This is a genomic window from Ramlibacter montanisoli (assembly GCF_013087525.1).
Taxonomy (GTDB): Bacteria; Pseudomonadota; Gammaproteobacteria; order Burkholderiales; family Burkholderiaceae_C; genus Ramlibacter; species Ramlibacter montanisoli.
In genome coordinates, this window is sequence record NZ_JABFCS010000001.1 from 2,410,475 (window position 1) to 2,431,338 (window position 20,864).

The window sequence follows — 20,864 nt, forward strand, 5'->3', positions numbered from 1 at the left end:
CCTGCATGGCGTTCAGCTCCAGCGACCTGCAGGCGATCTGGCTCACCTTCAAGCTCGCAACGGCGACGACCCTCCTGCTGCTGCTGCTGTCCACGCCGCTGGCCTGGTGGCTGGCGCGGACGCGCTCGCGCTGGCGCAGCTCGGTGGCCGCGATCGTCGCCCTGCCCCTGGTGCTGCCGCCGACCGTGCTGGGCTTCTACCTGCTGGTGGCCTTCGGCCCGCGCGGCTGGGGCGGGCAGCTGACCGAGGCGCTGGGCATCGGGCTGCTGCCTTTCACCTTCGGGGGCTGCTGCTGGGATCCATCCTCTATTCGCTGCCCTTCGCGGTGCAGCCGCTGCAGCACGCCTTCGAAGGCGTGGGGCGGCGGCCGCTGGAAGTGGCCGCGACGCTGCGCGCGGGCCCGCTGGACACCTTCTTCCACGTGGTGCTGCCGCTGGCGCGCGGCGGCATCGTGCAGGCGGCGGTGCTGAGCTTCGCGCACACCGTCGGCGAATTCGGCGTGGTGCTGATGATCGGCGGCAACATTCCCGAGCGCACGCGCGTGGTGTCCACGCAGATCTACGGCCACGTCGAGGCACTGGAATACACGCAGGCGCACTGGCTGTCGGCCGGCATGTTGCTGTTCTCCTTACTGGTGCTGCTGGCGCTGGCCCGCCTGAACCGCCGCAGCGTGCGGGTGCTGGGATGAGCGCGGACGCCATCGATCTGCGCGTTCGGCTGCCGCGACAGGACTTCCTGCTCGATGTGGACGTGTCGCTGCCGGGGCGCGGGATCACCGCGATCGCGGGGCCGTCCGGCTCCGGCAAGACGACCCTTCTGCGCTGCGTGGCCGGCCTGGAAAGGGCGCAGGACGCGCGCGTACGCATCGCCGGCAAGACCTGGCAGGACAGCGGCGCGGGCGTGTTCCTCCCGACCTGGCAGCGGCCCCTGGGCTACGTGTTCCAGGAAGCGAGCCTGTTCGATCACCTGGACGTGCGGGCCAATCTCGCCTTCGGGCAGGAGCGCTCGGGCAGCAAGTCTTCGGACCTGCACGACCTGCTGGCCTTGCTGGGGATCGCCCAGCTGCTCGATCGCCGGCCGCACCAGCTCTCAGGCGGCGAGCGCCAGCGCGTGGCGATCGCCCGCGCGCTCGCGACGCAGCCGCGCATCCTGCTGCTGGACGAGCCACTGGCCGCCGTGGACTACGCGCGGCGGCGCGAGATCCTGCCCTGGCTGGAGAAGCTGCGCGACGAATTGCGCATCCCCATGCTGTACGTGACGCACTCGGGCGAGGAGGTCGCGCGGCTGGCCGACCACCTGCTGCTGCTGGACGAGGGCAAGGTACGCGCGGCCGGCCCGCTGGCCGAGACGCTCGCGCGGATCGACCTGCCCGCCATCCCGGGCGAGGAAGCGGGCGCGCTGCTGCACGCCACCATCGGCGAGCGCGACGCGCGCTGGCAGCTCGCGCGGGTGGACTTCGACGGCGGCGCTTTGTGGGTCGCGGACGCAGGGCTGGCCGCGGGCCATGCGGTGCGCGTGCGGGTGCTGGCGCGCGACGTCAGCCTGGCGCTGGTGCCGCCGGAGCGCAGCAGCATCCAGAACGTGCTGCCCTGCACCGTGCGGGCCATCGCGCCCGGCGCCCACGGCTCGCAGGCCGTGGTGCAGCTCGCCTGCGGCCGCTCGCTGCTGCTGGCCCGGATCACCGCCCGGGCCGTGGACGCGCTGGCGCTGTCCGCAGGCACGCCCGTGTGGGCGCAGGTGAAATCGGCGGCGCTGGTCGTCTGAACGATACTGCGGCGATGCCGACGGCCGTGAAGACCCCCACGATCTGGCGCTGTGCGCTCGCCCTGTGGCTGCTCGCGTTCGCGGCCGCCGCGCAGGCGGTGGTGGTCGGCTCCAAGCGCTTCACCGAAAGCTACGTGCTCGGCGAGATCGTGCGCCAGGTGCTGGCCGATGCCGGCGTGCCCGCGCAGCACCGGCAGGGCCTGGGCAACACCGCGGTGATGGAGCAGGCGCTGGCCAACGGCAGCATCGACCTGTATCCCGAATACACGGGCACCATCGTGCGCGAGCTGCTGAAGAAGGAGGGCTCGCCTTCGCTGGAGGAGCTCAATGCCTGGCTGGCGCCGCGCGGCCTGAAGGCCTCAGTGCCGCTCGGCTTCAACAACAGCTATGCGCTGGCCATGCGCGAGGCCGATGCGGCGCGCCTGGGCATCGCGACGATCTCCGACCTGGCGCGCAGCAAAGCCGCGCTGCGGCTCGGCCTGTCGCACGAGTTCCTGGTGCGCGCCGACGGCTGGCCCGCCTTGCAGCGCGCCTACGGCCTGCCCTTCACACCCGGTAGCGGCCTGGACCACGGCCTCGCCTACCAGGCACTGGCGGCCGGCCAGGTGGACGTGATCGACGCCTATGGCACCGACGCGCAGATCGCGCGCCTGGGCCTGCGCGTGCTGCGCGACGACCGTGCCTTCTTCCCGCGCTACGACGCGGTGCTGCTGATGCGGTCCTCGGTGGACGAGCGCCCGCTGGCGGCGGCACTGAACGGCCGCATCGACGACGCCACCATGCGGGCGCTGAATGCGCAGGTGGAAATCGACGGCCGCTCCTTCGAGGCGGTGGCGCGCGACTTCCTGGCGCGGGTGAAGCCCGCCGCGTCCCGCCAGCCCGGTTTCCTGGACCGCCTGTTCGCACCCGACCTGCCGCGGCTGCTGCGCGAGCACCTGGTGCTGGTATTCGCGTCGCTGGCCATCGCGGTGGTGATCGGCATCCCGCTCGGTGTGCTGGCCCACCGGCGGCCGAGGCTGGCTGCCTGGGTGATGGCCGCGGTCGGCATCGTGCAGACGGTGCCCTCGCTCGCCCTGCTGGCATTCCTGATCGCGATCGTCGGCGCGATCGGCTTCGTGCCGGCGCTGCTCGCGCTGTCGGTCTATGCGCTGCTGCCGATCGTGCGCAACACGCACGCGGGCCTCGCGTCGCTGCCCCTGGGCATGCGGCAGGCGGGCCTGGCGCTGGGCCTGCGCGACGGACAGGTGCTGCGCGGCATCGAGCTGCCGCTGGCCGCGCCGGCGATCTTCGCCGGCATCAAGACCGCCGCGGTGTGGAACGTGGGCATGGCGACGGTCGCCACCTTCATCGGCGCCGGCGGCCTGGGGGAGCGCATCGTCGCCGGACTGGCCGTCAACGACACCGCCTTCATGCTGGCCGGCGCGGTGCCGGCGGCGCTGCTGGCGCTGGCGATGCAGTGGCTGTTCGACGGGATCGAGCGATGGGTGGCCCCCGTCATTCCCGCGCAGGCGGGAAGCCAAGGCTTCCGGACTAGCGCGCGGCGTTCGGGAAAAACAGCTGCTTGCCGTCGATGCGATAGGCCGCGATCGCCTCCTGCCCCGCCGGCGACACGATCCAGTCTACGAACTTCTGCGCCTCCGCCGCCTTCACGTGCGCGAACCGGCGCGGGCTGACCACCATCACGCCGTACTGGTTGAACAGGCGCGTGTCGCCTTCGACCAGCACCGCCAGCCCGCCGCGGTTGCGGAAGCTCAGCCAGGTGCCGCGGTCGGCCAGCGCGTAGGCGCCGGTGGAGGCCGCGATGTTCAGCGCCGGGCCCATGCCGCAGCCGCATTCGCGGTAGCCGCTGCCCTTCGTGCCTCCCGCCAGGCCCCAGTAGCGCAGTTCCGCCGCATGCGTGCCGCTCTTGTCGCCGCGCGAGACGAACAGCGCGTGGGCCGCCGACACCTTGCGCAGCGCGGCGACCACGTCCTTGCCGCGCACCTGCACCGGGTCCTGCTGCGGGCCCACCAGCACGAAATCGTTGTACATCACCGGATGCCGCTGTTCGGCGTAACCCTCGGCCACGAACTTCTCCTCGGCCGCCTGGTCGTGCACGAACAGCAGGTCGGCGTCGCCGCGCCGCCCCATGTCGATCGCCTGGCCGGTGCCCAGCGCCACCACCTTCACGGCGATCCCGGTCGCGCGCTGGAACGCCGGCAGGAGATGCCCGAACAGGCCGGACTGCTCCGTCGAAGTGGTGGACGCCATGACGATGGACTGGGCCATCGAAGCCGTGGCGGCCAGCGCGAGAGCGCATGCAGCCAGGAGCCGGCGGAATTTCATCCCAGTTCCCCCTTGACGAACATCTCGGCTTCGCGCGAGGTCTCCCCAGCGCGCCATGGAAGAAGGCATGCACCGGCAGGTCGGCCAGCACCCGGCCCTGCTCCATGTAGACCACGCGGGTGGCCAGGCGCTTGACCTGGCCGAGGTTGTGGCTGGCGAACACCAGCGTGGTGCCGGACTCGGCGAAGTCCGCCATCAGCGCTTCCACTTCGCGCTTGGCATGCGGATCGAGGCTCGCCGTCGGTTCGTCCAGCAGCAGCACGTGCGGCTGCAGGCTCCAGGCGCGCGCCAGCGCGAGGCGCTGCAGTTGCCCGCCGGACAGCGTGCGCGCGTTGCGCAAGGCAATGCTGCCCAGGCCCACCTTGCGCAGCGCCAGCAGCGCCTGGTCCTTGGCATCGCGCCAGCCGGTGCCGCGCAGCCACAGCGCCAGCGCCACGTTGGACAGCGCGGTCATGCGCAGCGCGAAGGGCCGCTGGAACACCATCGCCTGGCGCATGGAGCCTTCGCGCTGCACGCGGCCCTCGGTGGGCCGCAGCAGGCCGTGCAGCACGCGCAGCAGCGTGCTCTTGCCGCTGCCGTTGGCGCCGATGATCGCGACCCGCTCGCCGACCGCGATGCGCAGGTCCACGTCGTTCAACGCGCGCACCGTGCCGTAGCGCAGGTCCACGCCCTGCAGTTGCACCCACGGGATCATGCGGCCGCTCCCGCCAGCACCACGCCTTCGGCATGGGCGCCGCGCCAGCGCGTCACCAGCGCGATCACGGCGTTGAGCGCCAGCACCACGGCGAGCAGCACCAGGCCCAGGGCGAGCGCCAGCGGCAGGTCGCCCTTGCTGGTCTCCAGCGCGATCGCCGTCGTCATCACGCGGGTGAAGCCTTCGATGTTGCCGCCGACGATCATCACGGCGCCGACTTCGGACACGGCCCGGCCGAAGCAGGCCAGCAGCACCGTCAGCAGCGCATAGCGCTCGTCGAAGGCCAGCAGCAGGCTGCGCAGCCCGCCGCCCGCGCCCAGCGACTGCAGCTGTTCGCCGTTGGCGCGGTCCGCGTCCTCCACCACCTGCCGGGTGAGCGCGGTGCACACGGGCAGCACCAGCAGCACCTGCGCGACCACCATGGCCTGGAAGGAGAACAGCCAGCCGAGGAAACCGAGCGGCCCCGAGCGGGACAGCAGCAGGTACACGACCAGTCCCACCACCACCGAGGGCACCGCCAGCAGCGTGTTCAGCACGGTCACCAGCGCGCCGCGCGCTGGAAAGCGCGCCACGCCCAGCCATCCGCCGAGCACCAGCCCCAGCGCGCAGCCGATCAGGCACGCCAGTCCGCTGACGGCGAGCGAGCGGCCGACGATGGAAAACAGCAGCGGATCCGCGCCCGCCACCAGCTGCAACGCGCGCGCCAGGCTCTCCTGGAAGGTGTTCATGGGGCGCCATGCTACGTGTTCGTACGATCGCCGCCCCCGGGGCTTGCGAGTTATGAAGGGGGCTGCATAGGCGCGCCGCGCTGTCGCATACTGGCAGCCATGCGCAAGGTGGAACTCTCCTACGACTTCGCCGCACGCCGGCAGGACGGCTGGGTCCGCAACGCGCTGATCGACCTGCTGCATGCCGTGCAGGAAGAGGGATCGATCTCCGGCGCGGCCAAGGCGCTGGGTTTCTCCTACCGGCATGTCTGGGGCGAGCTGCGCCGCTGGGAGACGCAGCTCGGGCATCCGCTGCTGGTCTGGGAGAAGGGCCAGCGGGCGCGCCTGGCCCCCTTCGGCGAGAAGCTGCTGTGGGCCGAGCGGCAGGCGCAGGCGCGGCTGGCGCCGCAGATCGAGGCCCTGCAGGCGGAACTGGAACGGGCCTTCGCGGTGGCCTTCGACGACAGCGCCCAGGTCCTCACCCTGTTCGCCAGCCACGACGACGGGCTGTCGCTGCTGAGGGCCTATGCGGTGAACGAGGCGCAGCTGCACCTGGACGTGCGCTTTTGCGGCAGCGTCGATGCCATCGCCGCGCTGAACACGGGCCGCTGCACGCTGGCCGGCTTCCACAGCTCGCAGCAGCCGGGGCTGGGCAGCCACACGCAGCGCACGTACCAGCCCCTGCTGGAGCCGGGGCAGCACAAGCTCATAGGCTTCGCCGAGCGCAGCCAGGGGCTGATGCTCGCGCCGGGCAATCCCCTGCAGCTGCAGTCCATGGCCGACGCCGTGCGGCGCCGCGCCCGCTACGTGAACCGCGCGCCGGGCAGCGGCACGCGCCTGCTGTGCGACGAGCTGCTGGCGCGCGACGGCATCGCCGCCAGCGACCTGCAGGAACAGGAGCGCGAGGAGCCCTCGCATGCCGCCGTGGCGCAGGCCATCGCCTCCGGCAGCGCCGACGCCGGCCTGGGCATCGAAGCCGCCGCCCGCGCCCGCGGCCTGGACTTCGTGCCGCTGCTGCAGGAACGCTACTACCTGGTGTGCCTGAAGGAAGCGCTGGACGCGCCGCCGATCGCGACGCTGCGGCGGCTGCTGCAGGGCGAGGCCTGGCGCAAGCAACTGGCGGCCCTGCCGGGGTATGCACCCTGGCGCAGCGGCGAGGTGTTGAGCCTGAAGGCGCAGTTGCCCTGGTGGGACCTGCCGCCGAAGACGCTCACAAGGCGCAGGTCCTGAACCCCACGAAAGCCTCGTCCCGCTCCGGCAGCGCCCAGGCCCGCGCCTTCGGATGCCGCATGCGCGAGCGGCTGGCGAAGGAGGCGCCGCGCAGCACGCGCGCGGCGTTCAGCACGCCGGCCACGTCCATCTCCGCATGCGGCGCCCAGGCGTCGGGCCGGTAGCCGGCGAAGGGCCTCAGCGTGCCGGCGGTCCATTCCCGCACGTCGCCCCAGCGGAAGCCGCGGCGCGCGCCCTGCATGGCACCGATCTCCCATTCGGCCTCGGTGGGGATGCGGCGGCCGGCCCAGCGCGCCAGGCATCCGCTTCCCACCAGTTCGCGTGCATCACCACCTGCGTGCCGCCCATGCGCGTGGCCTTGCCGAACATGGTCTGCAGCACCGCGCCGCTGGCCACGCCGATCTGCTCCACGTGGCGCGGGCCGCGCCGGCCTTCCTGTTGCGCCTCCCGCTGCAGCCACTGCCAGCCGCGGGGGTGCCACAACTCCTCGCGGTCGTAGCCGCCGTCGTCGATGAACTCGACGAACTGCGCCCAGGTCACCGGCTGCGCGTCGATCTCGAACTCGGGCACCTGCACCGGCTCGTGGCCGCGCTCGATGTCGAGGGCGAAGCTCGCGTCCTCGGACCAGCCGAGCGTCCAGCGGGTGGCCGGCATCAGCAGCGCCGGACGCGCCGCCACGCCCGTGGGCAGCGCCAGGCCGAGGGGCACGCCCACGGTCTGCGCGATGGTCACCAGTTCCTCGCCGCGCAGGTCCTCGTGGAACAGCACCATGCGGTAGAAGTAGAGCGCATCGTCCTCGTCGGCCGTGTGCTCCAGCAGTTCCAGCGTGGTTTCCAGCGTGTCCAGCAGGTAGGCCTTGACGGCGTTCGCATCGGGCAGCGGCAGTTGCCAGCGCTCCTCGTGCGGCGCCAGGCGCGGGTCGAACCACTGATCGGCCTGCGGCTCGATCGAGGCCAGGCGCACGCAGTCGGCCGGGCAGCGGGGCCCCAGCCCGCGCTGCGGATTGCGCGCGATCCAGTACTCGGCGAGCCAGGCGACATGGCCTGCCAGCCACAGCGGCGGCACCGTGTCGGGGGACGGGGGAACCCGCACGTCCTCGCCCAGGCCTTCCTCCAGCCGGGCCAGGATCTGCAGCGTGTAGTTGCGCGCGTCCATGAGCGCGAGCGAGAGCTGCTCGCGGCTCGCTCGGCGCATGTGGGGAGTGTCGATGACGGCAGGTGCGGCGGACATGCTGGAACACGGCGGCCCGTCGACCCGTACAAACACCAATGCCACAGGAGCTCTGCTGTCACGATGCTGTCAGGTTGGCCCGGACCGTATTTCTAGAATTTCGGGTCTTTCTTCTTACTCTACCTGACAATCGGGGGTCGTCCGGCTCACCGATGGAGACAACATGCGCGCTTTACTGAAGTTCTCCAGGGCGGTCGACTGGATCAACGCCCAGGTCGGCAAGTGGGTGATCTGGCTGATTCTCGGGTCCACCGTGATCAGCGCCATCAACGCCCTCGTGCGCAAGATCTTCAACACCAGCTCGAACGCCTACCTCGAGGTGCAGTGGTACCTGTTCGCCGGCGCCTTCCTGCTGGCTGCCGGCTACACGCTGCTCAATGGCGAGCACGTGAAGATCGACGTCATCTCCAGCAAGCTGTCCAAGCGCAAGCAGATCTGGATCGACATCCTGGGCTTCACCTTCTTCCTGATGCCGATGTGCCTGGTCATCCTGTACTACGGCATTCCCTTCTTCCTGCAGGGCTTCCGCTCCGGCGAGGTGTCGTCCAACGCGGGCGGCCTGATCCGCTGGCCGGTCTACATCCTGATTCCCACCGGCTTCGCGCTGCTGATGCTGCAGGGCCTGTCGGAACTGGTCAAGCGCATCGCCTTCCTGCAGGGCCTGATCCCCGACCCGACGGTGAAGCTGCAGGGACGGACGCCCGAAGAAGAACTGGTGGAGGAAATCCGCCGCCAGGCGGAACTGGCCGAAGCCCGCAAGAACGCCGCCGCCTGAGCGGACGGAGACAAGAGACATGACCCAGTTCATCGCGCAGAACCTCGCCCCGATCATGTTCGCGGGCCTGTTCGTCTTCCTGCTGCTCGGCTTCCCCGTGGCCTTCAGCCTCGCCGCCTGCGGCCTGTTCTTCGGCTGGATCGGCATCGAGCTGGGCGTGCTGCCCACCTCGCTGCTGCAGGCGCTGCCGCTGCGGATCTTCGGCATCATGCAGAACGACACGCTGCTGGCCATTCCCTTCTTCACGCTCATGGGGCTGATCCTCGAGCGCAGCGGCATGGCCGAGGACCTGCTGGACACCATCGGCCAGCTGTTCGGCCCGGTGCGCGGCGGCCTGGCGCTGGCCGTGATCTTCGTGGGCGCGCTGCTCGCCGCCACCACGGGCGTGGTGGCCGCTTCGGTGATCTCCATGGGCCTGATCTCGCTGCCCATCATGCTGCGCTACGGCTACGACCGGCGCATCGCCTCCGGCGTGATCGCCGCGTCCGGCACGCTGGCCCAGATCATCCCGCCCTCGCTGGTGCTGATCGTGCTGGCCGACCAGCTCGGGCGCAGCGTCGGCGACATGTACAAGGGCGCCTTCATCCCCGGCTTCGTGCTCACCGGCCTGTACGCGGGCTACGTGATCCTGCTGGCGGTCTTCCGCCCCAAGATGGTTCCGGCGCTGCCGCTGGAAGCGCGCACGATCCGCGAGGACAACGGCGCCACCGGCCTGCCCTCGCTGCTGGTCCTGACCATCGTCTCCACCACGGCCGCCATCACGCTCGGCAAGAACTGGGAACGCGTGGTGAGCTGGTGGACCGACGGGCGCGTGACGACCGCCGCCACCGACGAAACCATCGTGGTCTCGCTGTGCGCGGGCGTGCTGCTGGCGTTCGTGATCGCCCTGTTCAACAAGGTGACCCGCCTGGGCCTGCTTTCGCGCATGGCCGAACGCGTCACCTTCGTGCTGATCCCGCCGCTGCTGCTGATCTTCCTGGTGCTGGGCACCATCTTCCTGGGCATCGCGACGCCTACGGAAGGCGGCGCCATGGGCGCGCTGGGCGCCTTCGTGATGGCGGTGGCCCGCGGCCGCCTGTCCTTCGCGCTGCTCAAGCAGGCGCTGAACACCACCACCAAGCTGTCCTGCTTCGTGGTGTTCATCCTGATCGGCGCCACCGTGTTCAGCCTGAGCTTCCAGGGCGTGGACGGCCCGCGCTGGGTGGAACACCTGCTCACCTCGCTGCCCGGCGGCCAGCTCGGCTTCCTGATCGTGGTGAACATCCTGATCTTCCTGCTGGCCTTCTTCCTGGACTTCTTCGAGCTGTCCTTCATCGTGGTGCCGCTGCTGGCCCCGGTGGCCGAGAAGCTGGGCATCGACCTGATCTGGTTCGGCGTGCTGCTGGGCGTGAACATGCAGACCTCGTTCATGCACCCGCCCTTCGGCTTCGCGCTGTTCTACCTGCGCAGCGTCGCGCCCGACAAGGCCTACGTGGACCGGCTCACGCGCAAGGAAATCGCGCCTGTGACGACCGGGCAGATCTACTGGGGCGCGGTGCCCTTCGTGATCATCCAGATCATCATGGTGGGCCTGATCATCGCCTTCCCGGGCATCGTCTCGCGCGACGTCGAGGAGAAGATCGACCTCGACAAGGTGAAGATCGAGATGCCGGCCGACGTGCAGGGCACGGGCAACGATCCCTTCGCCCCGCCGAACGACCTGCAACCGGCGCCCACCCCGGCCGAGGCGGCCTCGGCGGCGCAGGCGACCGCCGACGAAGAACAGAAGAAGATCGACGACCTGTTCAAGAAGTGAAGCGTGGATCCCGGGGCTGGCCCGGGATGACATGCCATCGAAAAAGGGCCCTGCGGGGCCCTTTCCGTTGGACGCGGACCGCTACAGCAGCAGGAACGCCGCGGCCGCGATCGCGGTCGGCAGCAGGGCACCGAGCAGCAGGCCCAGCGCGCCGATCGATTCGTCGGCGAAGCCCTTCTTCAGCAGCGCCACTCCCGCGGGATTGGGCGCGTTGGCGATCACCGTAAGCCCGCCGCCCGCGACCGCACCGGCCACGAGCGCGTACTTCGCGGCCTCCGACATGCCCTCGATAAGCGAGCCCAGGTAGGTGAGCGCCGCGTTGTCGGTGATCGCGGTCAGGCCGATGGCGCCGAAGAACAGGGCGCCGGGCGACAGCGAGGACACCACCGGCTGCAGCCACCACTGCTGCAATCCCCCAGCACCACCAGTCCCGCCAGGAAGAAAGCCACCAGCAGGGCCTCCTTGATGATCAATGGATCCTGGTGCCTCTCGTAGGCCTGCGTGAATCCCAGGAACATGAGGAACAGGCCGAGGAAGGCGACCGGGTGGTGTGCCAGCAGGACCACCGCGGCCAGGAAGGCGAGATGGATGGCCGTGACCGCCAGCGGCGTCTCCGGCATCGGCGGGCGGGCGGGCCCCGCACCCGCGCCGAGATGGCGGCGCAGGACCATGACGGCCAGCGTCGCATTGAGCAGCACGGCGAGCGCGGCCTTCCAGCCGAAGGTGGTGAGCATGAAGGCCGAATCCCAGCCCCAGGTGGCCGCCACCATCAGCACGGGCGGTGCGGCGAAGGAAGTCAGGGTGCCGCCGATCGAGACGTTGACGAACAGCACGCCCAGCGCGAAGTACTTCGGGGTTCGGGCAGGTCGGGACGGAAGATCTGCGGTGCCAGAACCAGCGCCGCCAGCGTCATCGCGGCCGGTTCGGTGATCAGGGACCCGATCAGCGGGATCGCCGCCAGGCCCAGCCAGGCCTGGCCCACCGCGGCCGGCACCGGCAGACACCGGCCGACGGCCTCCATGAGCTTCATCACCCCGGCCAGCACCGGGCGGGACGCCGCGATCACCATCACCACGAACACGAACAGCGGCTCGGTGTACTGGCGCGACTCCGCGTACTGCAGGGCCAGGCCGGGGCCGCCCAGGAGCGCCAACGACAGCACGAGGACGATCGCCCAGAAGCCGAAGACGACCTCGACCTCCCCGAGCAGGTGCAGCAGTCCCGCGTGGCGCGGGAAGCGATGCGCCAGGCGTTCGAAGTACTTGGTGCTGAAGGTGTGCAGGAGGGCCGCGGCGAACAGGGCGGCGGCGACGTAGCGGATGGCGGGTTGCTGGAGTTGTTCCATGGGGGCGAGCGGATTCCCGCGCGGCGGCCCGACCTGCGCATGAACCTGCTCCGGCGGACGCTGGAACACCCGCGGCCAGTCTACCCCCTTCGCCTGCCGGCAGGTGCCGCCGCCCTTCAGGCCCCCGCCGCGCAGCGCTCCAGCACGTGCCGCGCCATGGCCTGCGCCAGTTCGTGCTCGCCCAGGAACACCCGGCCTTCGGCGATCTCTTCCTGCAGCAGCCGGGCCTCGTCCTCGTTGTGCGAGCGCACGGCGATCTCGATCTGGGGGTTGAGCAGGCGCGCGTGGACGGCCATGCGCCGCGCGGCCAGCGCGTCGTCGCCGGCGATCACCAGCATGCAGGCGCGCGCGACGTGCGCCTGCACCAGCACCTCCGGCTGCGAGGCATCGCCGACCACCGCGGCCAGCCCGCGGGCACGCAGCTGCTCCACCAGCTCGCGGTTCTGCTCGGCGACCACGAAAGGGATGCCTTCTTCCTCCAGCGCGTCCGCCACGCGCCGCCCCACGCGGCCGTAGCCGACCAGCACGACCTGCCGCGAGAGGTATTTCTCGTCGGTGGTCATGGGTAGCTCCGCCAGCGGGTCGTCGCGCGCGGCCAGGTCGCGCGCCACCTGCGAACGCGCCAGCAGCCAGCGCTGCAGCGGCGCGATGGAACGGAACACCAGGGTGTTCAGCGCGATCGAGATCAGCGCACCGGCCACCACCAGGCTCTGCGCCTCGGGCGGCATCACCCCGAGCGCGGCGCCCAGGCCGATCAGGATGAAGGAGAACTCGCCGATCTGCGCCAGGCTGGCCGAGACCGTCAGCGCGGTGTGCAGCGGATAGCGCAGCAGCAGCACCAGCAGCGCCGCCGCCAGCGACTTGCCCACGACGATGATGCCGACCACCGCCAGCACGCGCAGCGGCTGGTCCACCAGGATGCGCGGGTCGAACAGCATGCCGACCGACACGAAGAACAGCACCGCGAAGGCGTCGCGCAGGGGCAGCGTTTCCTGCGCCGCCCGGTGGCTGAACTGCGACTCGCGCAGCACCATGCCGGCGAAGAACGCCCCGAGCGCGAAGGACACGCCGAAGATGCGCGTGGCGCCGTAGGCGATGCTCACCGCCGCGGCCACCACGCACAGCGTGAACAGCTCGCGCGAGCCGACCTTCTGCACCTGCCACAGCAGCCAGGGGAAGACGCGCCGGCCGACCACCAGCATCAGCGCCACGAACAGCCCCACCTGGAACAGCGTGACCAGCAGTTCGCGCCAGAGCGACCCGTCGGCGGGCGCGCCCTTGCCCGCCATGCCGCCGGCCAGCGGCGGCAGCAGCACCAGCACCAGCACCATGGCGAGGTCCTCGACCACCAGCCAGCCGACGGCGATGCGGCCGTTGAAGGATTCCAGCGCGCCCTGCCCTTCCAGCGCGCGCAGCAGCACCACCGTGCTGGCCACCGACAGCGAGATGCCGAACACCAGGGCCGCAGGCACGCTCCAGCCCCACAGCATGGCCGCCCCGAAGCCCATCGCGGTCGCGGCGGCCATCTGCACGATCGCACCCGGGATGGCGATGCGGCGCACCGCCAGCAGGTCGCCCAGCGAGAAGTGCAGGCCGACGCCGAACATCAGCAGCATCACGCCGATCTCGGCGAGCTGCGAGGCCAGCGCCGTGTCGGCGACGAAGCCCGGCGTGAAGGGGCCGATGAGGACGCCGGCCAGCAGGTAGCCCACGAGGGCCGGCAGGCGCAGGCGGGCCGCCAGGAAGCCGAAGACGAGGGCGAGTCCCAGCGCCGCGGCGATGGTGGTGATGAGCGGTAGGTCGTGGTCCATGGATGGACCACTTTACACAGGACGCCGCGGTCGCGGTGCGGCCCGCTACTTCGCGCCCTGCCTGCGCGCCGCCGATGGATGCCGCAGCACCCGCACGAGGTACCAGATGGCGATGATGGCGAAGATGCCCGTCGCCACCGGGTTGAGCCACTTGCCGATGCGCTCGTACTGGCTTTCCAGCAGGTAGCCGGCGAGCGTGAGCAGCGAACTCCAGAGCACGGATCCGGCGAGCGTCCACAGCACGAAGGGGACCAGCCGCATGTTCGCCAGCCCCGCGGGCAGCGCGACCACGGTGCGCAGCGCCGGCACCAGCCGCCCGAACAACAGCACCAGCGGGCCGCTTCTCGAACAGGCGCGTGCCGCGGTCGATCTCGTCGGGCGTGAGCGCGATCCAGCGGCCGTGCCGCTGCGCCATGCGCTTGAGCCGCTCGGCGCCGACCTTGCGGCCGGCGTAGTACCAGGGCAAGGCCCCGAGCAGCGAGCCGAGCGCACCCGCAGCCACCACCAGCGCCGGGTGCAGATCGCCGCGCGCGGCGAGGAAGCCGGCGAAGGGCATGATGAGTTCGGAGGGCAGCGGGGGAACAGGTTCTCCGCCAGCATCAGGAAGGCGATGCCCGCATAGCCGAACCGCCCGATGGTATCGATCACCCACTCCGCCATCGGCCCAGTGTAGGGGCCTCGTGCGCGGCCGTGCGGCCACGGGACCGGCTTGCAGGCACAAAAAAGCCGCCCCTCGGGGCGGCTTCCTCGCGTGCCCTGAAGATCAGATCTTCACGGACGTCATGTAGGAGTCGAAGCGGTACTCGGAGAAGCGCGTCCACAGGATCTGGTCGCGCTGGAAGGCGCGCATGTCCTGGTGGATCTTCTTGAAGTCCGGGCTCTTGCCCTCGTGCTCGGCGAACACTTCCATCGCGGCCTTCCAGCCGGCGTCCATGATCTCCTTGGAGAAGGGCATGAGCTTGGTCTTGGCGGCCACCAGGCGCCTGAGCGCCGTCGGGTTCACCGCGTCGTACTTGGCCGTCATGTCGCGCGCGGCGACCTGCGTGGCGGCGTCGACGATGGCCTTGTTCTCGGCGGACAGCGCGTTGTACGCCTTGGTGTTCACGAAGAATTCCAGCTCGGCGCCGCCTTCCCACCAGCCGGGGTAGTAGTAGAAGGGCGCGACCTTGTTGAAGCCCAGCTTCTCGTCGTCGTAGGGGCCGACGAACTCGGTGGCGTCCAGCGTGCCCTTCTCGAGCGCCTGGTACACCTCGCCCGCGGGCATGTTCTGCGCGACCACGCCCAGCTTGGCCATGGTCTCGCCGAACAGGCCGCCGCCCAGGCGCATCTTCAGGCCTTGAGGTCGGCGACGGTCTTGATCTCCTTGCGGTACCAGCCACCCATCTGGGTGCCGGTGTTGCCCGCGCTGAAGCTCTTCATGTTGTACTTGGCGTAGAACGCGTCCATCAGCTTGCGGCCGTTGCCGTGCTCCATCCAGGAGTCCATCTGGCGCGCGGTCAGGCCGAAGGGCACGGCGCAGCCGAACGCGAAGATCGCGTCCTTGCCGGTGAAGTAGTAGGGCGCGGTCTGCGCCATCTCGATCGTGCCGTTGTTGATGGCATCGACCACGCCGAAGGCGGGCATCAGTTCACCGGCCGCGTGCACGGAGACTTCGAACTTGCCGCCCGAGAGTTCCTTGACGGTCTTCGAGAAGGTCTCGGCGCTGCCGAAGATTGTGTCCAGCGACTTGGGGAAGCTGGAGGCGAGGCGCCAGCGCACAGCGGCCTGTGCATGCACCGCGGGGGCGATGCCGGAAGCGAGCACGCCGGCGATGCCGGCGCGTTGGATGAGGGAACGACGGTCCATGGGGAGGTCCTGACTGCAAAGGGAAACAAATGCGGGGGCATGATGCGTCCTCGCATGGTACGAAGCTGTCAGAAGGCTTGCATGGACGGGCTGCGCGGCTAGGGGTTTGCGCGCGGCTGTAGATCGAAACGATGCAATCCTGGCTCGTCAGTGACGCATCAGCTCAGAGCTTCTGCGCCTGCATGAAGCGGTCGAAGGTCGCCTCGGTGAAGCGGAACCACAGGTTCTGGTCGGCGCGGAACTTGGCGAAGTCCGTGTAGACCTTCTTCCAGTTCGGGTTCTTGGCCGACAGCTCGTCGTACACCTGCATCGCGACCTTGAAGGTCTCGGCCATCACGTCGTTCGGGAAGGGGCGCAGCTTGGCGCCGCCGGCCACCAGCTGCTTGAGCGCGTTCGGGTTGCGCGCGTCGTACTTGGCCTGCATGTCCACGTGCGTGTAGCCGGACGCGGCCTCGATGATCGCCTTGAACTCGCCGGGCAGCGCGTTGTACGCCTTCTGGTTCACGTAGAAGTCGATCTGCGGACCGCCCTCCCACCACGCGGGGTAGTAGTAGAAGGGCGCCACCTTGTGGAAGCCCAGCTTCTGGTCGTCGTACGGGCCCACCCACTCGGCCGCGTCGATGGTGCCCTTCTCCAGCGCCTGGTAGATCTCGCCGCCGGGGATGTTCTGCGGCACGCCGCCCATGCGCTCGACGATGCGGCCGGCGAAGCCGCCGATGCGGAACTTCAGGCCCTTCATGTCGGCCACCGACTTCACTTCCTTGCGGAACCATCCGCCCATCTGCGCGCCGGTGTTGCCGCCGGGGAAGTTGATGATGTTGTACTTCGCGTAGAACTCGCGCATCAGCTTCAGGCCGTTGCCCTCGAACATCCACGCGCTCATCTGCCGGCTGTTCAGGCCGAAGGGGATGGCCGCGCCGATGGCGAAGGTCTCGTCCTTGCCGAAGAAGTAGAAGGGCACCGTGTGGCAGGCTTCGACCGTGCCCTGCTGCACGCCGTCCACCACGCCGAAGGCCGGCATCAGCTCGCCGGCCGCGTGCACGGAGATCTCGAACTTGCCGCCCGACATCGCCTTGACCTGCTGCGAGAACACTTCCGCGCCGCCGTAGATGGTGTCGAGCGACTTGGGGAAGCTGGAGGCCAGGCGCCAGCGGATGGTGGTTTGCGCGTGCACGGCAGGTGCCGCAGCGGCGGCGAGGATGCCGGCGATGCCGGCATTCTGGAGGATGGAACGACGATCCATGTGGACGAACTCCTGGGGGCGTTGATGCGCGCGGATGATCCGCGCGCGGCACGCGCCCAAGCTGTCAGATCGCTGGCAGGGCCCCGGCAGGCTGCGGGGACCCCGCGCGTTCCTTGACGCGGGTCAGAGTTTCTGCGCCTGCATGAAGCGGTCGAAGGTCGCCTCGGTGAAGCGGAACCACAGGTTCTGGTCGGAGCGGAACTTCGCGAAGTCGCCGTACACCTTCTTCCAGTTCTCGTTCTTCGCCGACAGCTCCTCGTACAGCTTCATCGACTGCTTGAAGGCCTCCGCCATCACGTCGGCCGGGAAGGGACGCAGCTTGGCGCCCGCGCCCACCAGCTGCTTGAGCGCAGACGGGTTCTTCGCGTCGTACTTGGCCTGCGTCTCCACGTGCGCGAAGGTCGCGGCCGCCTCGACGATCGCCTTGTTCTCGGGCGACAGCGCGTCGTAGGCCTTCTGGTTCACGTACAGGTCCAGCTGCAGGCCGCCTTCCCACCAGCCGGGGTAGTAGTAGAAGGGCGCGACCTTGTGGAAGCCCAGCTTCTGGTCGTCGTAGGGCCCGATCCACTCGGCCGCGTCGATGGTGCCCTTCTCCAGCGCCTGGTAGATCTCGCCGCCCGGGATGTTCTGCGGCACGCCGCCCATGCGCTCCAGCACCTTGCCGGCGAAGCCGCCGATGCGGAACTTCAGGCCCTTGAGGTCGGCGACGCCCTTGATCTCCTTGCGCATCCAGCCGCCCATCTGGGCGCCGGTGTTGCCGCAGGCGAAGTTGACGATGTTGTACTTGGCGTAGAACTCGCGCATCAGCTTCAGGCCGTTGCCCTCGAAGGTCCACGCGCTCATCTGCCGGCTGTTCAGGCCGAAGGGGATGGCGCCGCCGATGGCGAAGGTTTCGTCCTTGCCGAAGAAGTAGTAGGGCGCGGTGTGCGCGGCTTCGACCGTGCCCTGCTGCACGCCATCCACCACGCCGAAGGCCGGCATCAGCTCGCCGGCCGCGTGCACGGAAACTTCGAAGCGGCCGTTCGACAGCTGCCTGACCTTCTGCGAGAAGACTTCGGCCGCGCCGTAGATGGTGTCGAGCGACTTGGGAAAGCTGGAGGCCAGGCGCCAGCGCACGGCGGACTGCGCGTGCACGGCGGGCGCGGCGCCGGCGGCGAGGACGCCGGCGATGCCGGCATGGCGGAGGGCGGAACGACGATCCATGAGGAAACCCGTGTGGTTGATGACGAACGGGCCGGATCATCGGCCGCGCGCCGCACGGGAGGCTGTCGCCGCGCTGGCGGCACGCATTGGGACAAGTCCCTAGCACCGCCGTCAGCGTGCGTCAGCAAGGAAAAAGGGCTCCCCGCGGGGAGCCCTTTGCGTGGCGCGCGGCGCCGGGGATCAGCCCAGCTTCTGCGCCTGCATGAAGCGGTCGAAGGTCGCCTCGGTGAAGCGGAACCACAGGTTCTGCTCGGCGCGGAACTTGGAGTAGTCGGCGTAGATCTTCTTCCAGGCGGGGTTCTTGGTGTTGAGTTCCTCGTACACCGCCATGGCCTGCTTGAAGGCCTCGTTCATCACGTCGTTGGAGAAGGCGCGCAGCTTGGTGCCCTGCCCCACCAGCTGCTTGAGCGCGGCCGGGTTGCGCGCGTCGTAGCGGGCCTGCATCACGCTGTGCGCGTGCGCGGCGGCGTTCTCGACGATCGCCTTGTTCTCCGCCGACAGCGCGTCGAAGGCCTTCTGGTTGATGAAGAAATCCAGCTGCGGGCCGCCTTCCCACCAGCCGGGGTAGTAGTAGTTCGGGGCGACCTTGTTGAAGCCCAGCTTCAGGTCGTCGTACGGGCCCACCCACTCGGCCGCGTCGATGGTGCCCTTCTCCAGCGCCTGGTAGATCTCGCCGGCCGGGATGTTCTGCGGCACGCCGCCCAGGCGCTCGAGCACCTTGCCGGCGAAGCCGCCGATGCGCATCTTCAGGCCCTTCATGTCCGCCAGGGTCTTGATCTCCTTGCGGTACCAGCCGCCCATCTGGGCGCCCGTGTTGCCGCCCGGGAAGCTGGTCATGGCGTAGTTGGAGTAGAACTCGCGCATCAGCTTCAGGCCGTTGCCCTCGTACATCCACGCGGTCATCTGGCGGCTGTTCAGGCCGAAGGGGATGGCGGTGCCGAGCGCGAAGCACTCGTTCTTGCCGAAGAAGTAGTAGGGCGCGGTGTGCGCCGCTTCCACGGTGCCCTGCTGCACGCCGTCCACCACGCCGAAGGCGGGCATCAGCTCGCCGGCCGCGTGCACGGAGATCTCGAACTTGCCGCCCGACATCGCCCGGACCTGCTGCGCGAACACTTCCGCGGCGCCAAAGATCGTGTCCAGCGACTTCGGGAAGCTGGAGGCGAGGCGCCAGCGGATGGCGGCCTGCGCGTGCACAGCGGGGGCGATGCCGGTGGCAAGCACGCCCGCGATGCCGGCCTGCTTGATGAGGGAACGACGATCCATGAACACTCCTGGGATGAGAAAAACAGGTTAGCGGTACCCGCCGCTTCCAACTTTGGTGTCGGTTTCGCGGGGTGGCTCATTCTAGGAATGCACGGTTGGGCTCAGGCCGGGGTTTTCCCTTGCGGTGCAGCATGAACGCGACAGGGGCGCGTGCCGAGTGTCGGCACAACGACAAAGGGCCCCTCGCGGGGCCCTTCGTGTGGCGGCGTGCTGCGCCGTCAACCGAGCTTCTGCGCCTGCATGAAGCGGTCGAAGGTCATCTCGGTGAAGCGGAACCAGAGGTTGGACTCGGTGCGGAAGCTGGAGTAGTCCGCGAAGATCTTCTTCCAGTCCGCGTTCTTGCTGCCGATGTCCTCGTAAAGTTCCTGCGAGGCCTTGAAGGCGGCGTTCATCACGTCGTTGGAGAACGGGCGCAGCTTGGTGCCGGCGCCCACCAGCTGCTTGAGCGCGGCGGGGTTGCGCGCGTCGTAGCGGGACTGCACGAAGATGTGCGCGTCGGCCGCGGCCGATTCGACGATCGCCTTGTTCTCCGCCGACAGGCCGTTGAAGGCCTTGTCGTTGATGAACACGTCCAGCTCCGGGCCGCCTTCCCACCAGCCGGGGTAGTAGTAGAAGGGCGCGACCTTGGCGAAACCGAGCTTCAGGTCGTCGTAGGGTCCCACCCATTCCGCGGCGTCGATGGTGCCCTTCTCCAGCGCCTGGTAGATCTCGCCGCCCGGGATGTTCTGCGGCACGCCGCCCATGCGCTCGATCACCTTGCCGGCAAAGCCGCCGACGCGGAACTTCAGGCCCTTGATGTCGGCCGCGCTCTTGATCTCCTTGCGGTACCAGCCACCCATCTGGGCGCCGGTGTTGCCCGCCGGGAAGTTGACGATGTTGTACTTGGCGTAGAACTCGGCCATCAGCTTCTTGCCGTTGCCCTCGTGCATCCACGCCGTCATCTGCCGGCTGTTCAGGCCGAAGGGGATGGCGCAGCCCAGGGCGAACACCTCGCTCTTGCCGAAGAAGTAGTAGGGCGCGGTGTGCGCCACTTCCACCGTGCCCTGCTGCACGCCGTCGACCACGCCGAAGGCGGGCATCAGTTCGCCGGCCGCGTGGGTGGAGATCTCGAACTTGCCGCCCGACATGGCCTTGACGCGCGCGGCGAACACTTCCGCGCCGCCATAGAGCGTGTCGAGCGACTTCGGGAAGCTGGAGGCCAGCCGCCAGCGGATGGCGGGCTGCGCGTGCACGGCGGGGGCGATGCCGGTGGCCAACACGCCCGCAATGCCCGCATTGCGAATCAACGAACGACGATCCATGGTGTCTCCTCGGATGGGATGGAAGCCTTCCGGCAGGCACCGGAATGGGGGCTTCATTCTGCGAGGTGACAGGTTTGCGTCAGGAACGGGTTTTCCCGTGATCGCGATCGTCAGGCCCAAACCCCGGAGTCCGCGCGCAGCACGCCGGTTTGGCCGACGGCCAGTTTCTTGACGTGCAGCACACATCAGATTTCTCTTCAGACTTAAGCTGAGCTGATAGTATGCAACCAGAAGTATCCATCCGTATCTTTCCTCTGCCTGAAAGTAACCAACATGGCCCGCTCCACTGATTCGAATGTCAACCCCCATCCGGCAACTGCGTCGAGCGGGGGC

The 20,864-nt window shown here is 69.2% G+C and carries 14 protein-coding genes and 5 pseudogenes; 6 read left to right on the plus strand and 13 right to left on the minus strand.

Annotated features, from left to right (window positions below; translation table 11 throughout):
• Positions 1 to 5 precede the first annotated feature (5 nt).
• From modB to HK415_RS11890, 3 genes and pseudogenes are all read left to right on the plus strand, one after another.
• Positions 6 to 688: pseudogene (gene modB / locus HK415_RS11880) on the plus strand (molybdate ABC transporter permease subunit).
• Complete coding sequence (gene modC / locus HK415_RS11885; protein ID WP_171559418.1) at positions 685 to 1,764, plus strand: molybdenum ABC transporter ATP-binding protein; 1,080 nt, start codon at positions 685 to 687, stop codon at positions 1,762 to 1,764. The pseudogene modB and the gene modC overlap by 4 nt, the downstream one beginning before the upstream one ends.
• Positions 1,765 to 1,778: 14 nt before the next feature.
• Positions 1,779 to 3,239: pseudogene (locus tag HK415_RS11890) on the plus strand (ABC transporter permease/substrate-binding protein); the annotation flags it as partial.
• 55 nt (positions 3,240 to 3,294) lie between these two features.
• Here HK415_RS11890 and HK415_RS11895 read toward each other — a convergent pair.
• The 3 genes and pseudogenes from HK415_RS11895 to HK415_RS11905 form a co-directional block, all read right to left on the minus strand.
• Entirely contained in the window at positions 3,295 to 4,089 is a 795-nt protein-coding gene (locus HK415_RS11895) for an ABC transporter substrate-binding protein (protein WP_171559423.1), read from the minus strand.
• Positions 4,086 to 4,783 (minus strand): annotated as a pseudogene (locus HK415_RS11900) (ABC transporter ATP-binding protein). The gene HK415_RS11895 and the pseudogene HK415_RS11900 overlap by 4 nt, the downstream one beginning before the upstream one ends.
• Positions 4,780 to 5,511 carry an ABC transporter permease gene (locus tag HK415_RS11905; protein WP_171559428.1) on the minus strand — a complete coding sequence of 244 codons (732 nt, stop codon included), beginning with the start codon at positions 5,509 to 5,511 and terminating at the stop codon, positions 4,780 to 4,782. The pseudogene HK415_RS11900 and the gene HK415_RS11905 overlap by 4 nt, the downstream one beginning before the upstream one ends.
• A 99-nt stretch (positions 5,512 to 5,610) precedes the next feature.
• Here HK415_RS11905 and HK415_RS11910 point away from each other — a divergent pair, with 99 nt between their 5' ends.
• Positions 5,611 to 6,720, plus strand: coding sequence for a substrate-binding domain-containing protein (locus HK415_RS11910; protein WP_171559433.1), 1,110 nt, complete (start codon positions 5,611 to 5,613; stop codon positions 6,718 to 6,720).
• Here HK415_RS11910 and HK415_RS26335 read toward each other — a convergent pair.
• Together HK415_RS26335 and HK415_RS11915 are read right to left on the minus strand one after the other, a co-directional pair.
• The gene (locus HK415_RS26335) at positions 6,701 to 6,961 is read right to left on the minus strand and encodes an SUMF1/EgtB/PvdO family nonheme iron enzyme (protein WP_309246670.1); all 261 of its coding nucleotides are present in this window, start codon (positions 6,959 to 6,961) and stop codon (positions 6,701 to 6,703) included. The genes HK415_RS11910 and HK415_RS26335 overlap by 20 nt on opposite strands.
• On the minus strand, positions 6,898 to 7,914 hold the full coding sequence (locus tag HK415_RS11915; protein WP_309246671.1) for a DinB family protein: 1,017 nt from the start codon (positions 7,912 to 7,914) through the stop codon (positions 6,898 to 6,900). The genes HK415_RS26335 and HK415_RS11915 overlap by 64 nt, the downstream gene beginning before the upstream one ends.
• A gap of 199 nt (positions 7,915 to 8,113) precedes the next feature.
• On the opposite strand from HK415_RS11915, the gene HK415_RS11920 reads away from it, so the two are divergent.
• On the plus strand, positions 8,114 to 8,725 hold the full coding sequence (locus tag HK415_RS11920; RefSeq protein ID WP_171559436.1) for a TRAP transporter small permease subunit: 612 nt from the start codon (positions 8,114 to 8,116) through the stop codon (positions 8,723 to 8,725).
• Positions 8,726 to 8,744: 19 nt separating this feature from the next.
• The gene (locus HK415_RS11925; protein ID WP_171559439.1) at positions 8,745 to 10,520 is read left to right on the plus strand and encodes a TRAP transporter large permease; all 1,776 of its coding nucleotides are present in this window, start codon (positions 8,745 to 8,747) and stop codon (positions 10,518 to 10,520) included.
• Between the two features lie 81 nt (positions 10,521 to 10,601).
• On the opposite strand, the pseudogene HK415_RS11930 reads toward HK415_RS11925, so the two are convergent.
• The 8 genes and pseudogenes from HK415_RS11930 to HK415_RS11965 all read right to left on the minus strand — a co-directional run bounded on the left by HK415_RS11930 (position 10,602) and on the right by HK415_RS11965 (position 20,531).
• Positions 10,602 to 11,865, minus strand: a pseudogene (locus HK415_RS11930) (putative Na+/H+ antiporter).
• A 116-nt stretch (positions 11,866 to 11,981) separates the two neighbouring features.
• Positions 11,982 to 13,676: a cation:proton antiporter domain-containing protein gene (locus HK415_RS11935; RefSeq protein ID WP_171559442.1), complete on the minus strand. Its 1,695-nt coding sequence runs from the start codon at positions 13,674 to 13,676 to the stop codon at positions 11,982 to 11,984.
• Between the two features lie 45 nt (positions 13,677 to 13,721).
• On the minus strand, positions 13,722 to 14,324 hold the full coding sequence (locus tag HK415_RS11940) for a DedA family protein (protein WP_216369783.1): 603 nt from the start codon (positions 14,322 to 14,324) through the stop codon (positions 13,722 to 13,724).
• Between the two features lie 115 nt (positions 14,325 to 14,439).
• Positions 14,440 to 15,521, minus strand: a pseudogene (locus tag HK415_RS11945) (TRAP transporter substrate-binding protein).
• A 163-nt stretch (positions 15,522 to 15,684) separates the two neighbouring features.
• Complete coding sequence (locus HK415_RS11950) at positions 15,685 to 16,764, minus strand: TRAP transporter substrate-binding protein (RefSeq protein ID WP_171559445.1); 1,080 nt, start codon at positions 16,762 to 16,764, stop codon at positions 15,685 to 15,687.
• A 123-nt stretch (positions 16,765 to 16,887) separates the two neighbouring features.
• Positions 16,888 to 17,967: a TRAP transporter substrate-binding protein gene (locus tag HK415_RS11955; protein ID WP_171559448.1), complete on the minus strand. Its 1,080-nt coding sequence runs from the start codon at positions 17,965 to 17,967 to the stop codon at positions 16,888 to 16,890.
• A 180-nt stretch (positions 17,968 to 18,147) separates the two neighbouring features.
• On the minus strand, positions 18,148 to 19,230 hold the full coding sequence (locus tag HK415_RS11960) for a TRAP transporter substrate-binding protein (RefSeq protein WP_171559451.1): 1,083 nt from the start codon (positions 19,228 to 19,230) through the stop codon (positions 18,148 to 18,150).
• Positions 19,231 to 19,448: 218 nt separating this feature from the next.
• The gene (locus tag HK415_RS11965) at positions 19,449 to 20,531 is read right to left on the minus strand and encodes a TRAP transporter substrate-binding protein (protein WP_171559454.1); all 1,083 of its coding nucleotides are present in this window, start codon (positions 20,529 to 20,531) and stop codon (positions 19,449 to 19,451) included.
• Between the last annotated feature and the right edge of the window lie 333 nt (positions 20,532 to 20,864).

What these genes read in the sequence shown, in the direction of transcription:
- modC (WP_171559418.1), top strand. Translation starts at nt 685, where the DNA reads ATGAGCGCGGACGCCATCGATCTGCGCGTTCGGCTGCCGCGACAGGAC.
- HK415_RS11895 (WP_171559423.1), bottom strand. Translation starts at nt 4,089, where the DNA reads ATGAAATTCCGCCGGCTCCTGGCTGCATGCGCTCTCGCGCTGGCCGCC.
- HK415_RS11905 (WP_171559428.1), bottom strand. Translation starts at nt 5,511, where the DNA reads ATGAACACCTTCCAGGAGAGCCTGGCGCGCGCGTTGCAGCTGGTGGCG.
- HK415_RS11910 (WP_171559433.1), top strand. Translation starts at nt 5,611, where the DNA reads ATGCGCAAGGTGGAACTCTCCTACGACTTCGCCGCACGCCGGCAGGAC.
- HK415_RS26335 (WP_309246670.1), bottom strand. Translation starts at nt 6,961, where the DNA reads ATGCAGGGCGCGCGCCGCGGCTTCCGCTGGGGCGACGTGCGGGAATGG.
- HK415_RS11915 (WP_309246671.1), bottom strand. Translation starts at nt 7,914, where the DNA reads ATGCGCCGAGCGAGCCGCGAGCAGCTCTCGCTCGCGCTCATGGACGCG.
- HK415_RS11920 (WP_171559436.1), top strand. Translation starts at nt 8,114, where the DNA reads ATGCGCGCTTTACTGAAGTTCTCCAGGGCGGTCGACTGGATCAACGCC.
- HK415_RS11925 (WP_171559439.1), top strand. Translation starts at nt 8,745, where the DNA reads ATGACCCAGTTCATCGCGCAGAACCTCGCCCCGATCATGTTCGCGGGC.
- HK415_RS11935 (WP_171559442.1), bottom strand. Translation starts at nt 13,676, where the DNA reads ATGGACCACGACCTACCGCTCATCACCACCATCGCCGCGGCGCTGGGA.
- HK415_RS11950 (WP_171559445.1), bottom strand. Translation starts at nt 16,764, where the DNA reads ATGGATCGTCGTTCCATCCTCCAGAATGCCGGCATCGCCGGCATCCTC.
- HK415_RS11955 (WP_171559448.1), bottom strand. Translation starts at nt 17,967, where the DNA reads ATGGATCGTCGTTCCGCCCTCCGCCATGCCGGCATCGCCGGCGTCCTC.
- HK415_RS11960 (WP_171559451.1), bottom strand. Translation starts at nt 19,230, where the DNA reads ATGGATCGTCGTTCCCTCATCAAGCAGGCCGGCATCGCGGGCGTGCTT.
- HK415_RS11965 (WP_171559454.1), bottom strand. Translation starts at nt 20,531, where the DNA reads ATGGATCGTCGTTCGTTGATTCGCAATGCGGGCATTGCGGGCGTGTTG.